This is a genomic window from Vibrio sp. 10N.222.55.C7 (assembly GCF_041473335.1).
Lineage (GTDB): Bacteria > Pseudomonadota > Gammaproteobacteria > Enterobacterales > Vibrionaceae > Vibrio > Vibrio crassostreae_C.
In genome coordinates this window covers 64,920-82,886 of sequence record NZ_JBFRSC010000068.1, presented here as the reverse complement: position 1 = coordinate 82,886, position 17,967 = coordinate 64,920, and the positions used below count along the sequence as shown (strand labels likewise).

The 17,967-nt window shown below is 44.1% G+C and carries 19 protein-coding genes; 6 read left to right on the top strand and 13 right to left on the bottom strand.

Annotation, left to right across the window (positions count from 1 at the left end; translation table 11 throughout):
* Positions 1–138 precede the first annotated feature (138 nt).
* Complete coding sequence (locus tag AB4482_RS21430) at positions 139–1,206, top strand: OmpA family protein (RefSeq protein WP_102428795.1); 1,068 nt, start codon at positions 139–141, stop codon at positions 1,204–1,206.
* Positions 1,207–1,339: 133 nt separating this feature from the next.
* On the opposite strand, the gene AB4482_RS21425 is transcribed toward AB4482_RS21430, so the two are convergent.
* Positions 1,340–1,738 (bottom strand): OsmC family protein, encoded by a 399-nt coding sequence (locus tag AB4482_RS21425; RefSeq protein ID WP_371720962.1) that lies wholly within the window; start codon positions 1,736–1,738, stop codon positions 1,340–1,342.
* Positions 1,739–1,938: 200 nt separating this feature from the next.
* On the opposite strand from AB4482_RS21425, the gene msrB reads away from it, so the two are divergent.
* Positions 1,939–3,081, top strand: a complete 1,143-nt coding sequence (gene msrB / locus AB4482_RS21420) for a peptide-methionine (R)-S-oxide reductase MsrB (protein WP_372132114.1) — start codon at positions 1,939–1,941, stop codon at positions 3,079–3,081.
* Positions 3,082–3,189: 108 nt separating this feature from the next.
* On the opposite strand, the gene AB4482_RS21415 is transcribed toward msrB, so the two are convergent.
* Complete coding sequence (locus tag AB4482_RS21415) at positions 3,190–4,557, bottom strand: TrkH family potassium uptake protein (protein ID WP_017065604.1); 1,368 nt, start codon at positions 4,555–4,557, stop codon at positions 3,190–3,192.
* Positions 4,558–4,576: 19 nt separating this feature from the next.
* Positions 4,577–5,233 carry a TrkA family potassium uptake protein gene (locus AB4482_RS21410; protein WP_372132112.1) on the bottom strand — a complete coding sequence of 219 codons (657 nt, stop codon included), beginning with the start codon at positions 5,231–5,233 and terminating at the stop codon, positions 4,577–4,579.
* Positions 5,234–5,417: 184 nt separating this feature from the next.
* Here AB4482_RS21410 and AB4482_RS21405 point away from each other — a divergent pair, with 184 nt between their 5' ends.
* The 3 genes from AB4482_RS21405 (at position 5,418) to AB4482_RS21395 (ending at position 9,650) form a co-directional block, all read left to right on the top strand.
* Positions 5,418–6,587: a mechanosensitive ion channel family protein gene (locus AB4482_RS21405; protein WP_017094663.1), complete on the top strand. Its 1,170-nt coding sequence runs from the start codon at positions 5,418–5,420 to the stop codon at positions 6,585–6,587.
* A gap of 87 nt (positions 6,588–6,674) precedes the next feature.
* A complete protein-coding gene (locus AB4482_RS21400) occupies positions 6,675–8,210 on the top strand; it encodes a mannose-1-phosphate guanylyltransferase/mannose-6-phosphate isomerase (RefSeq protein WP_372181620.1) in 1,536 nt (511 codons plus the stop codon).
* Positions 8,211–8,225: 15 nt separating this feature from the next.
* Positions 8,226–9,650, top strand: coding sequence for a phosphomannomutase CpsG (locus AB4482_RS21395; RefSeq protein WP_372181619.1), 1,425 nt, complete (start codon positions 8,226–8,228; stop codon positions 9,648–9,650).
* A gap of 110 nt (positions 9,651–9,760) precedes the next feature.
* Here the strand turns inward: AB4482_RS21395 and aroG are convergent, their stop codons facing one another.
* The 8 genes from aroG to AB4482_RS21355 form a co-directional block, all read right to left on the bottom strand.
* A complete protein-coding gene (gene aroG, locus AB4482_RS21390; RefSeq protein ID WP_017061746.1) occupies positions 9,761–10,813 on the bottom strand; it encodes a 3-deoxy-7-phosphoheptulonate synthase AroG in 1,053 nt (350 codons plus the stop codon).
* A 313-nt stretch (positions 10,814–11,126) separates the two neighbouring features.
* Positions 11,127–11,342, bottom strand: coding sequence for a DUF3820 family protein (locus AB4482_RS21385; RefSeq protein WP_004730103.1), 216 nt, complete (start codon positions 11,340–11,342; stop codon positions 11,127–11,129).
* Positions 11,343–11,355: 13 nt separating this feature from the next.
* Positions 11,356–12,027, bottom strand: a complete 672-nt coding sequence (locus tag AB4482_RS21380) for a DUF3313 domain-containing protein (protein WP_372098249.1) — start codon at positions 12,025–12,027, stop codon at positions 11,356–11,358.
* A gap of 100 nt (positions 12,028–12,127) precedes the next feature.
* The gene (locus AB4482_RS21375) at positions 12,128–12,481 is read right to left on the bottom strand and encodes a hypothetical protein (RefSeq protein WP_017061749.1); all 354 of its coding nucleotides are present in this window, start codon (positions 12,479–12,481) and stop codon (positions 12,128–12,130) included.
* A 132-nt stretch (positions 12,482–12,613) separates the two neighbouring features.
* Complete coding sequence (gene cyoE, locus AB4482_RS21370; RefSeq protein ID WP_372181618.1) at positions 12,614–13,588, bottom strand: heme o synthase; 975 nt, start codon at positions 13,586–13,588, stop codon at positions 12,614–12,616.
* Positions 13,578–14,633, bottom strand: coding sequence for a heme A synthase (locus AB4482_RS21365; protein WP_372181616.1), 1,056 nt, complete (start codon positions 14,631–14,633; stop codon positions 13,578–13,580). Before AB4482_RS21365 ends, cyoE begins: the two co-directional genes overlap by 11 nt.
* An 88-nt stretch (positions 14,634–14,721) precedes the next feature.
* Positions 14,722–15,330, bottom strand: coding sequence for a hypothetical protein (locus AB4482_RS21360; RefSeq protein WP_372051145.1), 609 nt, complete (start codon positions 15,328–15,330; stop codon positions 14,722–14,724).
* Positions 15,323–16,270: an SURF1 family protein gene (locus AB4482_RS21355; RefSeq protein WP_136982409.1), complete on the bottom strand. Its 948-nt coding sequence runs from the start codon at positions 16,268–16,270 to the stop codon at positions 15,323–15,325. The genes AB4482_RS21360 and AB4482_RS21355 overlap by 8 nt, the downstream gene beginning before the upstream one ends.
* Between AB4482_RS21355 and AB4482_RS21350 the strand changes: the two genes are divergently transcribed.
* The gene (locus AB4482_RS21350) at positions 16,158–16,388 is read left to right on the top strand and encodes a DUF2909 family protein (protein WP_017066085.1); all 231 of its coding nucleotides are present in this window, start codon (positions 16,158–16,160) and stop codon (positions 16,386–16,388) included. The genes AB4482_RS21355 and AB4482_RS21350 overlap by 113 nt on opposite strands.
* A gap of 19 nt (positions 16,389–16,407) precedes the next feature.
* On the opposite strand, the gene AB4482_RS21345 is transcribed toward AB4482_RS21350, so the two are convergent.
* Positions 16,408–17,292 (bottom strand): cytochrome c oxidase subunit 3, encoded by an 885-nt coding sequence (locus AB4482_RS21345; protein WP_009845661.1) that lies wholly within the window; start codon positions 17,290–17,292, stop codon positions 16,408–16,410.
* 38 nt (positions 17,293–17,330) lie between these two features.
* Positions 17,331–17,960 carry a cytochrome c oxidase assembly protein gene (locus AB4482_RS21340; RefSeq protein WP_372181615.1) on the bottom strand — a complete coding sequence of 210 codons (630 nt, stop codon included), beginning with the start codon at positions 17,958–17,960 and terminating at the stop codon, positions 17,331–17,333.
* Between the last annotated feature and the right edge of the window lie 7 nt (positions 17,961–17,967).

Sequence of the window (17,967 nt, the reverse complement as noted above, 5' to 3'; positions counted from 1 at the left end):
CAATGTAATAACAGTTCCAAGATAGGTTCGACCTGAATCTACGCCTTGAACGATCTACTGTTGCAGTGTCCCAATCAGTAAGTCGTCGCTTTAAAGGCTCATTCAGATAACAATAAGAGTTAATCCAAGGATAAGATTATGAAAAAATTGTCAAAAATCATGTGTGCTGTGATAGCTGCTTCAGGTTTCGCTGCTGCTCCATCAATTGCCGCAACGACATACGTAGGCGCAAAAGTTGGCATGGGTTGGCTAGATAGCGCTTGTGTCGACAACATTGATTGTGAAGATGATTCAGTGGCGGGCGGTATTTACGGTGGTTACAACTTTACCGATAACATTGCTCTAGAATTGAATGCAGATTACTTAGGTGATTATGACACCAGCTTTAACAACAACGGAGCGACTCAAAGATACAGCGATTCTATCGTAGCCATTTCTTTAAGCCCAATGTATCGACTAGCGATTAAACAAGAGTTTGATATCTTCTTTAAAGCAGGTCCTGCTTACATCATGCACGATGACGAAGACGACGTTGTTTTAGCCTTAGGTATCGGTGCCGAGAAACAGCTTTCAGACGATTGGGCGCTGAGAGTGGAATACCAATACTTCGATGATTTTGACGATAAGATCATCCAAGACCTAAACTCCAACCTTGTCACAGTAGGTCTTAGCTACAATTTCGGCACGGGTAATACAACCGCATCAGCGGCTGCAGCTTCTGCGGCGGCTGTAACTCAAGCACCTTCTGAACCAATCACAGAGCCAGAAGCTGTGGTCGTTGAAGAGGAAGCGGAGGTAGTGGTTACCAAAGCGCAAACTGAGAGTTTCTCTCAAGGTACATTTGCGACTAACAGCACAGAACTTTCAGACGAAGGTAAAGCCGCTATACAGCCAATTGTGGAAGTCTTACAAACATACCCTCAGTCTACCGTTAACATTGTTGGTCACACAGATTCAACAGGTGCAGCTGAGTACAACATGATGATCTCTAAGAAACGTGCGGCAGCAGTAGCAGCATACATCGAAGAGCAAGGTATTGAAGCTGATCGCATTACCGCTTCTGGTGAAGGGGAAGAAAACCCAATCGCATCAAACGATACGGCTGAAGGTCGTGCTCAAAACCGTCGTGTGGAAGCAACAATCCCAAGCTTCGAGTACCAAGAAGATGTTCAAGTTGAAGAAGTTATCATTGAAACAGTGGAATAATCGTATTCTAACGTAATAACGACTTCCTTAATAACAAGGGAGGAGCACTGCTAAGTGCTCCTCCCTTTCTTTATCTATGTTTGCTCATAAGCCGAAAAGTAACGACTCAAAGCCAAGCTATACAGCCAGAAGACTAGACGATTTCCCAGCTGTGCGTCATTTCTACGCCTGCACCTAGCATTAGGCACACTGAACAGTACTTTTCCAATGAATCAGCGCATACTTTTGCAACCAACTTAGGATCAAGGTTGTCACCTGAAACTTCAAAGTGAATGTTAATCGCAGTAAAGATTTTTGGCGCGGTTTCACGACGTGTCGTTTCAAGTTTCGCGTTACAGCCTGTAATGCTTTGACCAGCAGATTTCAATCCATCGACGACATCAACAGAGCTACAACCACCAGCGGCCATAAGAACCATTTCCATCGGGCTTGGCGCCGTTGCACCACCGCTGCCATCCATGACAATAGAGTGGCCTGATTGAGATTGACCCAAGAATTTAAAACCTTCGACCCATTTAACTTCTGCTTGCATGCTGTTCCTTAGATGTACGAAAACGTCATCATTATCTATTATTTTACATCAATGCCTACACCCTACTACTGGCGGCATTTATGAGCAAGATTTTCTCGATAACATATTTTTTTCATGAATGATGCAATTTTTTCCATCTAAAACCTGTCTCTATTCGTACATTCAAAATCGAATGAGAAGAACGTCAAGATGAGGTATCTATGAATAAATTATCTAAAATATTGGTATCACTCGTGGTTGCGCTACCACTGATTTCGCTGTTTGTAAGCCAGACTGGCACTGCCAATACAATGGATAAAACAGCTAATTCAGGTAATAGTGAAATCGCGACACTCGCGGGTGGTTGTTTTTGGTGTACAGAATCCGACCTAGAAAAGCTGACAGGCGTCACCGACGTTATCTCTGGGTATTCTGGCGGTGAACTAGAAAACCCAACCTACAAACAGGTCTCTTCGGGTAAGTCAGGTCACATCGAAGTGATCAACGTGACCTATAACCCTGATGTGGTTAGCTACGAACAGGTTCTTGACCAATTCTTCCGACACATCGACCCAACCGATGACAAAGGTTCTTTTGTAGACCGAGGCCGTCATTATCGACCGGCTATTTTCTATCATAACCAAGCACAAAAAGATGTTGCTCAGAACTTCATGATGGAGATCGACAAAGCTAATATCTTTGGTGCACCACTAAAAACAGAACTGATAAAATTTGAGAAGTTCTGGCCAGCAGAAGATTACCACCAAGATTATTACAAGAAGAGTAAGGTTCGTTATAACTACTATCGTTACGCTTCAGGTCGTGATCAGTATTTAGATAAAATCTTCGGTGATGATAGAAAGGACAACCCTAAAACACTACGTCAGATCATCGACAGTAAGAATGCGACAGCGAATGCTAAAACATACGTAAAACCGTCTGATGCAGAGATCAAAGCGAAGCTTACAGCACTTCAATACGATGTAACGCAAGAAGACGCTACTGAGCGCCCATTTGACAACAAATACTGGGATAACAAAGAGGAAGGTATTTACGTTGATATCGTGACTGGTGAGCCATTGTTCTCTTCAAAAGACAAATACAAATCAGGTACAGGTTGGCCGAGCTTTACACAGCCAATCAGCGAGGCTTATGTCGTAACGACTACTGACTACAAGCTGCTTTACCCGAGAACAGAGGTTCGCAGTAAATTTGGTGACTCTCACCTAGGACATGTATTTAAAGATGGTCCAAAGCCAACAGGTTTACGCTACTGCATGAACTCAGCCGCAATGCGCTTTATTCCAGCGGATAAACTGGTAGACGAAGGCTACGAAGAATATGTGGGATTATTCGAGGGCTAAGAATTCAAAAACTGACTATAAACCTCTAAAAAACAAAGCCAGCATATTCGCTGGCTTTGTTTTTCTAACGCACTAACAAGAAGGGTTAACCTTAGCCTGTTAATCTTATTAACCCGTTAACACCGTATCTTCTGGGTATTTCAACAACGAAGGCTCAGGGCGAGCTAACATGTAAGCCAAAGTCAAAGGTCCGATTCGTCCAATCACCATAACTACAATCATGATGTATTTACCGGGCTCAGTCAGGTTTGCGGTTAAGCCAGCTGTTAAACCAACCGTTGCAAAGGCAGAAATCACCTCAAACATGACTCGATCAAACGCTGCCTTTTCAGTAAGCATTAACAAAAACATCGCGGTGGTTAATAACGCCCCACTTACCACAATAATGGCCAATGACTTTGTTACCGCTTGCCAAGTTACGGTTCGCTTAAACATCACTACATGTTTTTTCTGACGCAGGAAGGTCCAAGTTGCGACAAACGCGACGGCAAAGGTCGAAACCTTAATACCACCACCCGTTGAGGTAGAACCAGCACCAATCAACATCAGTACAATCATTACCAACAATGCAGGCTGAGTGTATTGAGACAAATCAACACTATTAAAGCCAGCAGTACGAGCACTTGCCGACTGAAAAAATGCGGCTAGCCACTGTCCTTGAGTCGATAACCCTTCCATGGTTGCTGAGTTATTTCTTTCTAGCAGCCAGAACAATACCGTACCTACCAACAATAGAGTCGGAGTGGCGGTTAGCATAATCTTGGTGTGTAAATGAAGATGTCGAAAACCTTTACGCCAGTTACTCGATAGGTCGCCGACGACTGTGAAGCCTAGCCCACCGAAAATAAACAAGCCAGCTAAGGTGAAGATCACCAGCGGATCATCAACAAAACTCATCATACTGTCTGAAAACAGTGCAAAACCTGCGTTATTGAATGCAGATATCGCATGAAATAGAGCATAAAAACTGCCCGTTGACCATCCCATCTCAGGTACCCAGCGGAAGCAGAGCAATACAAAACCGATAAATTCAGCCACTAATGCAAAGATGATGATCTTCTTAACCAATTTACGAAGGTTAATCTTACGATCTTGGCCAAGCGCTTCTTTCGCGAGTGCTTGTTGTTTAAGGCTTAACCTAACACCGAACATGTAAAGCAGTACCGCAGATAGAGTCATCTGCCCTAACCCGCCGACTTGCATCAAGAACATCAGTAAGATTTTACCCGCCAAGGTGAAATGCTCACCGGTATCGACAACACCTAATCCTGTCACACTGATCGCCGAGGTTGCTGTAAACAGTGCATCCGTAAAACTTAGGCCTGTCACAGAGAATACAGGCATCGTCAACAATATTGCAGAGGGGATAAGTACGCCTAAGAAGCTCGTAAGGATAATCTTAGGTTCAGAGCCTTTACGTGGCTTTTTATCACTCTTAAGCGTGTAGAAAGTACCTTTTCGTTTTAACGAATTCATACTGTTACCTTATTGCCAATTACCAATTGCGTAGCTTTCTAGATAAGGTCTCTTTCGGCCCAGCGATGATCACCACATCCCCAATTTCTAAACTCACATCCAGTTCTGGAGCTTTAGTTAGGTTCGGTCCTCGCTTGAAGCCAAGTACTTCAACACCATTTTCTTTACACAGCTTAAGGTCGCCAAGTTTCTTACCCAACAAATTAGAACCAATAACAATCTCCGTCATCGCTAAACCGCTGCCAAGATCGATAAACTCAAGAACGCGTCTATCCAACATTTTACGCGCAACGCGAATACCCATGTCTCGTTCGGGCATGATGATATGATCGGCACCAATCTTAGAAAGAATCTTGCCGTGAAACTTATCGTTCGCCTTCACCCAAACGGCTTTTGCGCCTGATTCTTTTACCACTAGCGTCGTTAGAATACTGGAGTTAACATCAGAGCCAATCGACACCATCACCATATCGTAATCGTCCAGCCTTAGTTCTTTAACTGTCTCTTCGCTCGTACAGTTCGCAACAATCGCTTGTGAAACAAAATTAGCCGCTTCTTTCACTCGCTCTTCATCAATATCGACAGCGAGCACCTGCGCCCCTGAACTTTGTAGCTCTTTGCATACAGATAACCCAAAACGCCCTAAGCCGATAACTGCATATTGTTTGTCACTCATTTATTACTCCACTTACAAAGCTACGTAGCATCGAAAACAAATAACAAAATTGTCTTCATACAAAAAAACGACTATATATCCATATAGAGATACAATTGTCAGCTAATCGATTGATTTATAAAGGTAGAGAACAAAAGTGATTTCTGCTAATTTCTAACCCATAATTTCTGCGGCAGTACACACAATGAATGAATTCATAACCCAAGTACAAACCTACATCAACCAGAGCCATAGCGATTGGGCAAATAGCGTCCTATTCATCACTATTGCGAGTTTTTTCGCTTGGGTCGCTTGGCGAATTGTCCATAATCGCCTGGAAATCTTGGTCAAAAAAACCCAATTTCATTGGGATGACCTACTGCTAGAGGCCTTAAAAACACCTGTCAGTACGTTGCTTTGGTGCTGGCCTGCTACCGTGTCTGTTGGCTTGATTCTTCAAGACCAGTTTGGTAATGAAATCAACTGGCTAAGAACACTTAAACACATACTGATCATATCTACGTTTGTTTGGTTTACGCTGCGAATGATCAGTAACTCTGAAGAGTATGTCTTAGAGCAAAAAACCAGAGACGAAACCACAGTACAGGCTATCGCAAAGGTGGCTCGACTGTTCTTTATGGTGATGGGTGGCTTAACCATCATGCAGGCGTTTGGGCTGAGCCTATCGGGTTTGCTTACCTTTGGTGGTGTCGGTGGTTTAATCGTCGGTTTAGCCGCTAAAGATCTACTGTCGAACTTCTTCGGTGGCATGATGATTTACTTCGACCGCCCTTTTAAAGTCGGTGATTGGATACGCTCTCCCGATCGTCAAATCGAAGGTACTGTCGAACGCATTGGCTGGCGCATGACGATTATCCGCACTTTTGATAAGCGTCCTTTGTACGTTCCAAATTCGGTGTTCAGTAGTATTGTGGTAGAGAACCCATCGAGAATGTTGAATCGTAGAATCAATGAAACCTTTGGTCTTCGTTATCAAGATGCAGACAAATTGGCGCTCATTGTTGATGATGTAAGAACCATGCTCGAGGCCCACCCAGATATTGATGCCAAACAGACGTTGATCGTTAACTTTGACAAATTTGGGCCATCAACGCTGAACTTCTTTATCTATACCTTCACAAAAACGGTCAACTGGATCAGGTACCACAAAGTGAAGCAAGACGTTCTGTTACAGGTTCTGGCGATTATTCATAAACACAATGCAGACATCGCGTTCCCAACACAGACACTCAAGATTGACCCTCAAGATTTTTCTAATGTTCAAGGTCATAACAGCGTTCAAAGCCTAGGCGATAATCAGAATGTTAGCGATCCCAAAGATATGTTGAACTCCCCTACAGAAGGTCATCGATAGTCAACATCCTTCTTGGTTATCGATAAGTAATAAGCGTGAAGCGTGGTAATATGATGGCAGTATTCTAATGCACACAATTACCACTCTATGATTTTACCTGTCATCCTAGCTGGCGGCTCTGGAAGCCGCCTCTGGCCACTGTCTCGAGAGCTCTATCCTAAGCAATTCCTGAATATTGCTGGCGAACAATCGATGCTTCAGCAAACACTTCAACGCCTGCAAGGTATCGACGCACACCTAGCGGATAGCAGCTGCGATGCGCCATTCATTATCTGTAATGAAGAGCATCGTTTTATCGCCGCTGAACAAATTCGCTCAGCTAACGTCCTGCACAGTGGCATTTTGTTAGAACCTGTCGGTAGAAATACTGCGCCAGCCATCGCACTTGCAGCCTTGCAAGCTTTGACCAAGTCTCATGGCACTAAAGGAGAAACGGCTGACCCAATCTTATTAGTGCTTGCTGCCGACCATCACATCGCTAAAACCTCTGAATTCCAACAATCGATTAACCGTGGTGTTGATTACGCAAAACAAGGCAAGCTGGTGACATTCGGTATAACACCTAGCTCCCCAGAGACTGGCTATGGCTATATCAAGCAGGGAGAGCCTCTTTCCTCCAGTGCTCAAACTGATACTAATGGAACAGAGCAGCCAATCAATCACGCCTTCGCCATAGAATGCTTTGTAGAAAAGCCAGACACAGCAACAGCAGAAGAGTACATCCGCTCAGAACAATACTTATGGAACAGTGGCATGTTCATGTTTAAGGCATCACGCTATGTTGAAGAACTCGCCGAACACCACCCTGAGATAGTAGCGGCTTGTAAACTCGCTCTTGCAACGCAAAATACCGACCTCGACTTTATCCGTATAGACGCTGAAGCATTCAAAAGCAGTCCAAGTGATTCAATCGATTACGCCGTGATGGAAAAGACCTCGCACGCCGCGGTGATCCCGATGGATGTCGGCTGGAACGATATTGGCTCATGGTCCGCGATCTGGGATGTAAGCGAAAAAGATCAGCACAATAACGTCATTGAAGGTGATGTGTTAACCGTCGACTCTCAACACAACTACATCCATGCTGAAAATAAGCTAGTTGCGACGGTAGGTGTCGACAACCTGATTATTGTCGAAACCAAAGACGCTATATTGGTTGCAAATAAAGACAAGGTTCAGGGTGTTAAATCGATTGTCAGTCAACTAAATCAAGCGGGTCGCACAGAACATGTGCATCATCGTGAGGTGTTTAGACCTTGGGGTAAATACGATGTTATCGACCTAGGCAAGCGCGACAAAGTTAAACGTATCACCGTTAAACCCGGTCACAAGTTGTCGTTACAAATGCACCACCATAGAGCGGAACATTGGGTAGTCGTGGCGGGTACTGCGAAAGTGACCAACAATGAGAAAACCTATCTGGTTGAAGAAGATCAATCCACTTACATCCCTTTAGGTCATATTCACAGCCTAGAGAACCCAGGGGATCTCCCACTCGAGATGATTGAAGTACAAACAGGCAGTCATTTAAGTGAAGGCGACATCATTCGATATCAAGACAGTTATGGGCGAGACGTGCGCAAGCAACAAGTCCACTCATCAAAGCACAACCAAACGAAATAAAGCAGCGACAAATCGATGAAACCAACATTAGACCTAAACTGCTTTAAGAACAACGATATCCGCGGCGTCATTGGTAAACAAATCAATGAGCCACTCGCCTACCTGCTCGGTAAGGCATTTGGCGAATACGTCCTATCCGCTAAGCCTGAAACCTCACTCGATGGTTTGGCGCAGGTAGTGATTGGTCGTGATAACCGCAAAACCTCCCTGTCATTACAAGAAGCCATGACCAAAGGCTTAATCGAGTCAGGGATTACCGTCATTGATCTAGGTATGACTGGCACTGAAGAGGTCTACTTTGCGACTCGTTACCTAAAAGCGATTGGCGGAATACAAATCACAGCCAGCCACAACCCAATCAATTACAACGGCATGAAAATGGTCGGTGTAGACGCTAGCCCTATCAGTAAAAACAGTGGTTTAGATGAAATCAAACGACGCATTGAAGAACTTAATCAAGAGCTGAACTGCAATTTACCGTTCGTTCATGCACAACCAAGTAACTCTAGTAGATCGAACAGTATTCTTGCTCCGTACGTCGAGCACCTACTCTCGTACATAACCCCATCAAAGCTGTCACCGATGAAGATTGTGGTTAATGCTGGGAACGGTGTTGCAGGACATATCATTGATGCTTTAGATAATAAATTTAACGAACTCGGTGTCCCTATCACCTTCATCAAAGTTCATCATAACCCTGATGGAAACTTCCCAAATGGTATTCCAAACCCTTTGATTAGAGAGAACCAAGCAGCCACTCGAGATGCCGTTTTAGAGCATTCTGCCAACCTTGGAATTGCTTGGGATGGAGACTTCGACCGATGCTTTTTCTTTGATGAGCAAGGCGATTACATCGAGGGTTATTTCATTGTAGGGTTGCTTGCTGAAGCATTCTTGGTCAAACAGCCTAACACGACTGTATTGCACGATATGCGCATGACCTGGAACACAATTGAAATCGCAAAAACGCATGGTGGAAAAGCGATTGGAATTAAAGCAGGACACGCACTGATCAAAGAGAAGATGCGTGAAACGAATGCCGTCTATGGGGGCGAAATGAGCGCACACCATTATTTTCGTGATTTTGGATATTGCGATTCAGGCATGATTCCTTGGCTATTGGTTATCGAGCTGATGTCGAAAACTCAACAATCTCTTCACCAATTAACGAGTACTAGTATAGATAGATTCCCCTCTTCCGGGGAGATCAATCGAAGAGTCTCAGACCCAGAGCAGGTCATGGCTTGCGTGTTATCGCACTACCAAGATCATGCCGTTGAGATCGATCACACAGACGGAATCAGCATGAATATGGGCTCATGGCGCTTCAACTTAAGAAAGTCCAATACCGAGCCATTAATACGCCTTAACGTTGAAACCAAACAAGATAAAGCTTTACTGTCACTTAAAGTCGACGAGTTACTGTCTTTTCTCATTTAAGAATACAGACACTTCCAGTTTTCAACTAAGATCCACAAAAAAGCCCTTATTAGCTGTTGCTAACTAAGGGCTTTGAATTTTCAGTAGCTTAATCGCTGACTGTAATTAGTCTATTTGTTACGACGAGCTTCAACAGCGTCTGCCAGCTGGCGAAGTACTGTTTCAGTGTCTTCCCAACCAATACACGCATCAGTAACAGATTGGCCGTACGTTGCAGCTTTGCCCTCAACCAGGTCTTGGCGACCTTCAACAAGATGAGATTCAATCATCACACCAAAGATAGCTTTGTCGCCACCAGAAATTTGTGCGCTTACGTCATCAGATACGTTCATTTGACGCTTAAACTGCTTAGAGCTGTTTGCGTGGCTGAAATCGATCATCACTTTTTGTGGAAGACCAGAAGCTGCTAGCTCTTCTTTAATCTTACCAACGTGTTCTGCGCTGTAATTTGGCTCTTTGCCACCACGTAGGATGATATGACAATCAGGGTTACCTGCTGTTTCAACGATAGCTGAGTGACCGTACTTAGTTACTGATAAGAAGTGGTGAGAAGCGCTAGCAGAGCGAATAGCATCTGTTGCAATCTTGATGTTGCCATCAGTACCATTCTTAAATCCAACTGGGCAAGATAGGCCAGAAGCCAGTTCGCGGTGAACTTGAGATTCTGTAGTACGTGCGCCGATTGCACCCCAGCTGATTAGGTCAGCAACGTATTGAGGCGTGATCATGTCTAGGAATTCGCTTGCCGTTGGCATGCCCATGTCAGTTAGGTCCAGCAGTAGCTTACGTCCTAGACGAAGGCCATCATTTAGCTTGAACGTATCGTTCATGTACGGGTCATTTATTAGACCTTTCCAACCAACAGTTGTACGTGGTTTTTCAAAGTAAACACGCATTACGATTTCAAGGTTATCACCAAGTTCGTCGCGCAACACTTTCAAACGTTTACCGTACTCAAGAGCAGCTTCTGTGTCATGAATAGAACATGGGCCGACAATAACAAGCAAGCGATCATCGCTCTCTTCTAAAATATTGTGGATCGCTTTGCGGCTTTCAAAGGTTGTAGAAGAAGCAACTTCTGTCGCTGGAAACTTTTCTAAAACAGCAACAGGGGGTAATAACTCTTTTACTTTGTTAATTCTTACATCATCAGTCTGGAACATTGCTTACTTCTTCCTTTTTTCTATCCTTGAGCTGAATGTACGTTGTCTCACGTCACTTTCTATCAGCACTAATCTTCTTGTTCCCTGTAACTTAACTAGTAAAAACTCTAGTTTCAATCACTAATTAAAAATAAACGCAATTTTTTTTGTGTTTTATATTTAAAACACCCTGTATACCATTATTTACACGCTATCGATTGCGTATTTTATAGCAAGGTAAGAAGAGCCATTATTCAAGCTACATCATGCATGTAAAATTGTGTCGAACTCAAAAACAAAAAAGCTCACGTGATCAGCGTGAGCTTTTATTTAATTACATTCTTTTCAATGGCTTGACGACACTATCAAGCCCTTCAATTTTCAGAGCAAGGCACAGTTTCAATAAATCGCCGAGTTCACCAGACGGGAATCCCTTTTTATCAAACCACAGCAAATATTCTTCAGGTAAGTCAATCAGTGTACGACCCGCGTACTTTCCAAATGGCATCTGCATTCGAGCCAACTTAATCAGGTTCTCTTTCTCTAGCATTATTCGGTCTTTACTATGCGTCATCTATGTTGTGTAGAGTATCACCTAAACGTTCAACCCAATAGTTGATCGCGTCTTTGGCATCATCCAGCGAATCAATCATGGTTGAAAAATCTTTGTTACCCGCTTCACGGTCGATGGCTGCAAACAGTGGTGTGCCCTCTTGAGCATCACTGACCAATAACTCTACACTCGCACTCCCAACATTGGTGTGCTCACCAGTCGTGACCTTAGATATGGTTGACATCGCAAGGCCAAACGGCAGAACGCTGCTCGTTACAGCTAAGATCGGATTGGGCGTTTCAACGTTACTCAGAGCGATACTCAAGCGGAGCGTTTTTCCTGTCGGTTCATCGACAATCGTTTTATGAGGCGATATTTTATCTTCCAAGCGCGCAACCATGTGCTCAGTGAGTTCCTGAATCTCTTCCTGATCCAACGAACCTTCTTCTGTTAAAACAAAAATTTGGTCGATCACTACAGAATCGTAGTCATCTAACTTGGATTTCAAACGCTGCGCGTCACGTAGCCCAACCCTTGCCCAAACCAAGTCGACGCCTCCGTCAGGCCCAGCCTGAAAATCTTCGTAGCTGGTAAATTTAGTAGCGGTTCTAATTGGGCCGCCTGCACAACCAAGCAAGAAAATGCTGGTTGCAACAAGCAAAAGGACTTTTAAAGGGTTCATAACGCACTTAGTCAAAATTAAGGAATCTAATTAAGTATGACATACCCTATGTGAAAAGGTTGTAGAAAAAGGGGGTTAAAAATCAGAGCTAACTCTAAAATTAATCATGTTGAACAGTGTGTGCGTACTCTACAATTACCTGATTTCCTTCAATATAAGCATTTTGGATCTCACCATCAACACTCATTCTACTTTTCAGGTAGACCACTTTAGGCCCCGATTCATTGCCCTCTTTTAGCGAGGGGAATACATTCCTTGGTTCCAAATGAAGTAAACGACAAAAATGACTAATGAAAGACATGGTTAATGGCGTCTCCCCTCTTAGCACTCTTGAGAAATCAAGCTGGTTCATGCCTAGCTTTTTTGAAAACTCCATCTGCGTAATTCGCATTCTCGATTTTTGTGACATCCACGTTTGATACAACGCGTCTCTGTCTAGTTCTGTGAATTCCATACCGGCTCCTTTATATAATTCATACCAATCAATTGTCCGGTTTTTCATACATGGCGTGTCAGGGTTCGGTTAGTGGAAACCAAAGGTTTGGTTTTGATATGGGGATAACCTTGTTTAATCTGTACAGAGCTATCAGAGCAAATAATGATCCGCCAACAAAGCAACAAACAAGATCATGAGATGATAGATGGAGAACTTAAAGGTCTTCATCGCCATATTGGGCTCATCACGATATTTAAGTATCCAAGCGTGATAAACAAACCCGCCGTTGAGCACCAATGAAGCGCTCAGATATATCCAACTGCTCATGCCAACCAACACAGGCAATATACATACGATGCTAAGCAACAAGGTATAGAGCAAAATAGATGTTTTGGTGTAAGCAATACCATGGGTCACAGGCAGCATGGGGATATTCACTTTGGCATACTCATCACGACGATGAATTGCCAACGCCCAGAAGTGCGGAGGCGTCCAAATAAAGATGATCATCACCAACAACCAAGCATTTGAGTGCAGTTCATTGGTAACCGCCGTCCAGCCCAATAGCGGAGGCATTGCGCCAGCTATCCCTGCAATTACGATGTTCTGTGGCGTCGCTCGCTTCAAGTACATGGTATAGATGACCGCATAGCCCAATAAACTTGCAAAGGTTAGCCAAGCCGTGAGTTGATTGACCCACACCACTAACGTAGCGAACCCAAATAAGCCGATAACTGCTGCAAAGCTAAGCACACGCACACTACTCAGCTCACCGGATGGTAAAGGGCGTCGATTTGTTCGAGTCATCTGGCCGTCGATCTTTTTATCGATCAAATGGTTAAACGCAGCCGCTGAACCTGCCATTAACCCTATCCCAATCATTCCGAACAGAGTTTGTTGCAAAGGCAATCCATTCGGCACGGCCAAACACATCCCAACCAATGCTGTCAGCAACATCAAAGCCACCACTTTAGGCTTAGTCAGCGTTAAATAAACTTTCCAAGTGGCTTTGTTTTTTTCAGCCTTTTCGTTACTTAAAGTTATGTCATTATTGGCTGTTATCTTATGAGTTAAGGCTGCGTCTTGAGCCACCACTTCATACTGTGTTGACGTTCTACTGACCATGATTACCTCCTTGTAATACACTGTTCTTCACCAAGCTCTCACTCGGTTTGCGTTGCCACACCACAAAATTGGTTACAACCATGCAGATGAGCAACATCGCTGCGACTAGGTTATGCAAAACCGCGACTGAGATTGGCAGGTGAAACCATACATTACTGATCCCAAGGCTGATTTGAGTAAACAACACTATTGCGACAATCACGCTCAGCTTTTGGTGAGGCGCTTGGCCAAATTTCCATAGCTGGTACACGATCATCAGCACCGTTAACGTCGCCACAATAGCCCCGAACCTGTGCATAACATGAATGGTAAGCCTTGCTGGATATTCCAACACGCCAAACTCATAGTTATCATGACCGTGTTGAGCAAAATCGAACGCATTTTTGAAATCTAAATAGCTTGTCCAGTTCCCTTCGCAGATAGGTAATTGGGTACACACCAGAGCGGCATAATTAGACGATGTCCAGCCACCAAGCAGTATCTGCCCGACTACAATGAGTAATCCGAATAGTACCGAGACTTTAAGTGGTGAAGAATAGGCAGCCTCACCAAAACGGTTTTGGAATTGAGACAAACGGCAGTAGAGCAGACACAACAGTGACAGCAACGTGAAGCCCCCCATCAAATGCGCCATAACCACAACGGGCATCAACTTGAGAGTCACCGTCCACATTCCAAGCAAAGCCTGAAATATCACGGTTGCAGAGATAAGTAACGGAAGACCAGCAGCTGTTATATTCTTTTTAATACACCAAGCAACAACGACAAAGATAAGCAGCCCTAATGTTCCTGCAAAGTAGCGGTGGATCATCTCTATCCAAGCTTTGTCTGCTTCGAGAGCTCGTTCTGGAAATTGTAGATTGGCTTGATTAACGGCTTGGGTATTCGAGGGAACGGTAATCTTTCCATAGCACCCAGGCCAGTCAGGACAGCCAAGGCCAGCATCAGACAAACGGGTATAAGCGCCGAGCACAATCACGGTAAGGGTTAACAAGATAGTTAATCTCATCATGTGCATGAGTAAATCAGGGGCTTTATTCTGCATCGTTTATCTCCCTATACTTATTCCCTTTTCGCTAACAACACTCAGCATTAACGCAATCTGCTAAAGCTTATCAACTTAAGCTGATTAACTACCCAACTCGTGACAGCTTGAGTAGCTTTCTTAAATCATGAATCATGCCTTTAGATTGGCTGACTAGCTGCGAAGGATCAGAAACACTTTTGTATTCCATAACCAATTGCCCGAGTGGGTCAATTATGACAATGGAAGCCGGCGAAAACTCGGTGCTTAACTGATCACCACCAGCTAACAAAGATAAATCAGGCTTGTTGAGCGAACCCGACAACGAGTTACCTTCTGAGACGAAAACAACGGCGGTCACTCGCTCTTTGTTTTTCCCTAACGCTAAGTAGCTTTGATTCAAATAATGAAGCTGTTGTTCACACAAGCTTTCGCACTCCATCGGTGCGATATACCCCACAACCCAACCCTCTCCTGCCATGGGTACCGTTACGCCAAAATCCGCTAGTGTAATTCTTGGTTCTACCAATTCGCCTGAGTTAGTGACACCTGACGTATACCAATTCTGATCCAACACAGTTTTGGCGATAATGGCTGGCAAAGCGAAAATTAAAACGAGTCCGATTAATACCAAGCGTCCTTTAGTACGACGGCTTCTGAGCTCAGCCATGTTTGCCTCGGTAATTTCCCTGTTCACTTGTGCTTGAGATTTATCCATCCTTATTCCTCGTGATAGGTGTTGCTTTTAGGTACTGATAGCCAATCAACAACATCAAAAACAAAAGTACCGCAGCCATAACAAACCATTGAAATGAGTAACCAAAATGCTTCTCAGACCTCATCGCCGTTGGACGCCATAACATTTCATAGGGCCATGAATCTAAACTCTGAGGTTGGAAGACAAAGGGCAGCACTTCTTTTCCTGTATACTGTGATAACGCTGCTATGTTTAGGTTTTGGATTCTATTCGGTGTCGTATTTTCTAAACCCAACTCATGACTTAAAGGATTAATTGAGCGTGTATACAAGCGCCCTGACATTTTGGTTGGTACAGTGATACTTCCTAATTGCGGTAGTTCTCTTCTGTCATTACTTGCCGGAACAAACCCAAGATCGATCAACAACTGTTTTTCAGCCACTAAGGACTGGTTTCCATCTTCAAAGCGAACCTCACCCAACATGTAAATCACATACCCTACCGTTCCTTGGCTTATCTGGTTGTCTAACAAGAGCATCAAGCCGCTCGTATTGACTAATTCAACATCAGCCTTTAACCCGTTTAGGGTTTGAGGATTTAATGACTCTTGACCAGATAAATCCAGCTCTCGCAACTCAGAAATAACGACACCTAAAGGTTGTGACGAGAGATGTGCTCTCTCAGCTAATTGCTGTTCATAACGTAATTTCTCGTTACCACGATCGAGTTGCCACAAACCTAACTTGATTAAAGCGCCGACTGAAACCACAGTTAAAACAACCGCTATCCAAAAACCTTTACTGCGGAACTTGTGTTCATCATCAATCAATCGGTTTGGAGTTATCACTATGGCGTCATCTACCTTTGTTCTGTTATTTAAAGTCGTCTTGGTCGCTTTGCTGTTTTTTATCGCTTTCAATTTGATGAAAGGCCTAATCCAAATCGCCTCGGGCAAACACAATGGAAAAAGACTCAGTTACTTCTTGGGGCGTCGTGTCATGTGGTCAGCCGTTGTCGTGCTACTTTTATTACTTGCTCTGGGATCAGGAGTGATAACTCCCAACCCTCGCCCCTATTAATCCCCGATAGGCTCAATCGTTAAAGTACATAAACAAACACAAACAGGCCCAACCAAACCACATCAACAAAGTGCCAATACCAACTGCCCGCTTGGAACGCAAAGTGGTCTTTCGGAGTGAAGTGGTCTTTCGCAACCCTTGCCAGCAACACAATCAAAAAGATCGTCCCTAAACAGACATGTAAGCCATGAAACCCAGTCAGCAAAAAGAAGGTATTACCGTAGATGCCAGACTGAAGTGTCAGCCCCATCTCTTGATAAGCGTGAAGATACTCTTCAACTTGGAAGAACAGGAAGAAGCCAGCCAGAACAATGGTTATCTCCAACCACACGATCAAAGCCATACGCTTATTTTGTTCAAGACTGATATGTGCCATGTGCAGCGTCACAGAGGAAAGCAGCAGAATAATGGTGTTCTTAAGCGGGATACCTTGCCAAGGCATGGCTTGTGTCGTTACGCCATCAGGGGTCGTCGTTAGTGGCCAAATTGATTGGAACATCGGCCACAATACTTCATGGGTCATTTCATTATTGCCCGCACCACCAATCCAAGGCACAGAAATCATTCGAGCATAGAAAAGCGCGCCAAAGAAAGCGCCAAAGAACATGATTTCGGAAAAGATGAACCAACTCATTCCTTGTCTAAAAGAACGAGAAATCTGCTCAGAATAGAGACCACTCAATGATTCTGTGATCACATTGCTAAACCAACCTGCGAGCATGTAAAGCAGCACAGCAAACCCGACTAACAACACCGCTTTGCCAAACACACCACCTGCGGCGTCGGTACCCATGTTTTGCACCGTCAAGCCAGCGCCAACCGCGACCAAAAACAGTGCTACAGCACCCACCAATGGCCAGTGGCTTTGATGTGGAACGAAATAAACTTCCTTTTTAGAACTCATCGCTCAACTCCTTATGTTGATACTGGTTCTGTAAATTCCTAGTTACTTGCGAGTACGTTAGGCTCAGATTTATTGGCCGCAGCACCCACCTCATTCGTGATATTGAATAATGTGTAAGAGAGCGTCAGCGTATGTATCGATTCTGGAATATCTGGCTCAATGTAAAATATCAAACCCATTTCTGCGCTCTTGTGCCCGTCCAATGGCTGCTGATTAAAGCAAAAGCATTCCATCTTATTGAAGTAGGTTGCCCCCATACCTGGAGAAACCGACGGTACGGCTTGGCCAACCAATGAGGCTCCAGAAAGGTTTTTGGCAATGTAGTTAGTTTGAACCACCTCACCAGGATGAACCTCTAACACTCGAACTTCAGGCGAAAACTGCCATGGCATATCTGGCTTGATGTGGGACATGAATTCGACTCGAACCGTACGAGAGTAGTCTGGCTGCATTCCCTGAGGTTGCACCGCTGAAACAGTATTAGTTTTGCCATTGATGCCTAAGGCCTCACACATGACATCGTAGAGCGGCACCAAAGCGAAACCGAAGCAAAACATCGCAACCACGCTCAACACCAAGTAGCCCGTCAGCTTTTTGGTCGATCGTTTATTAGACAGGCGCTTAGGTTGTTTTTTATCTTGATTGGTATCGCTTTGCTTATCACTCATGGTTCTG

Excerpts from the sequence above, each read along its gene's own strand:
- AB4482_RS21430 (WP_102428795.1), top strand. The coding sequence starts at position 139 with ATGAAAAAATTGTCAAAAATCATGTGTGCTGTGATAGCTGCTTCAGGT.
- AB4482_RS21425 (WP_371720962.1), bottom strand. The coding sequence starts at position 1,738 with ATGCAAGCAGAAGTTAAATGGGTCGAAGGTTTTAAATTCTTGGGTCAA.
- msrB (WP_372132114.1), top strand. The coding sequence starts at position 1,939 with ATGAATAAATTATCTAAAATATTGGTATCACTCGTGGTTGCGCTACCA.
- AB4482_RS21415 (WP_017065604.1), bottom strand. The coding sequence starts at position 4,557 with ATGAATTCGTTAAAACGAAAAGGTACTTTCTACACGCTTAAGAGTGAT.
- AB4482_RS21410 (WP_372132112.1), bottom strand. The coding sequence starts at position 5,233 with ATGAGTGACAAACAATATGCAGTTATCGGCTTAGGGCGTTTTGGGTTA.
- AB4482_RS21405 (WP_017094663.1), top strand. The coding sequence starts at position 5,418 with ATGAATGAATTCATAACCCAAGTACAAACCTACATCAACCAGAGCCAT.
- AB4482_RS21400 (WP_372181620.1), top strand. The coding sequence starts at position 6,675 with ATGATTTTACCTGTCATCCTAGCTGGCGGCTCTGGAAGCCGCCTCTGG.
- AB4482_RS21395 (WP_372181619.1), top strand. The coding sequence starts at position 8,226 with ATGAAACCAACATTAGACCTAAACTGCTTTAAGAACAACGATATCCGC.
- aroG (WP_017061746.1), bottom strand. The coding sequence starts at position 10,813 with ATGTTCCAGACTGATGATGTAAGAATTAACAAAGTAAAAGAGTTATTA.
- AB4482_RS21385 (WP_004730103.1), bottom strand. The coding sequence starts at position 11,342 with ATGCTAGAGAAAGAGAACCTGATTAAGTTGGCTCGAATGCAGATGCCA.
- AB4482_RS21380 (WP_372098249.1), bottom strand. The coding sequence starts at position 12,027 with ATGAACCCTTTAAAAGTCCTTTTGCTTGTTGCAACCAGCATTTTCTTG.
- AB4482_RS21375 (WP_017061749.1), bottom strand. The coding sequence starts at position 12,481 with ATGGAATTCACAGAACTAGACAGAGACGCGTTGTATCAAACGTGGATG.
- cyoE (WP_372181618.1), bottom strand. The coding sequence starts at position 13,588 with ATGGTCAGTAGAACGTCAACACAGTATGAAGTGGTGGCTCAAGACGCA.
- AB4482_RS21365 (WP_372181616.1), bottom strand. The coding sequence starts at position 14,633 with ATGCAGAATAAAGCCCCTGATTTACTCATGCACATGATGAGATTAACT.
- AB4482_RS21360 (WP_372051145.1), bottom strand. The coding sequence starts at position 15,330 with ATGGATAAATCTCAAGCACAAGTGAACAGGGAAATTACCGAGGCAAAC.
- AB4482_RS21350 (WP_017066085.1), top strand. The coding sequence starts at position 16,158 with ATGGCGTCATCTACCTTTGTTCTGTTATTTAAAGTCGTCTTGGTCGCT.
- AB4482_RS21345 (WP_009845661.1), bottom strand. The coding sequence starts at position 17,292 with ATGAGTTCTAAAAAGGAAGTTTATTTCGTTCCACATCAAAGCCACTGG.
- AB4482_RS21340 (WP_372181615.1), bottom strand. The coding sequence starts at position 17,960 with ATGAGTGATAAGCAAAGCGATACCAATCAAGATAAAAAACAACCTAAG.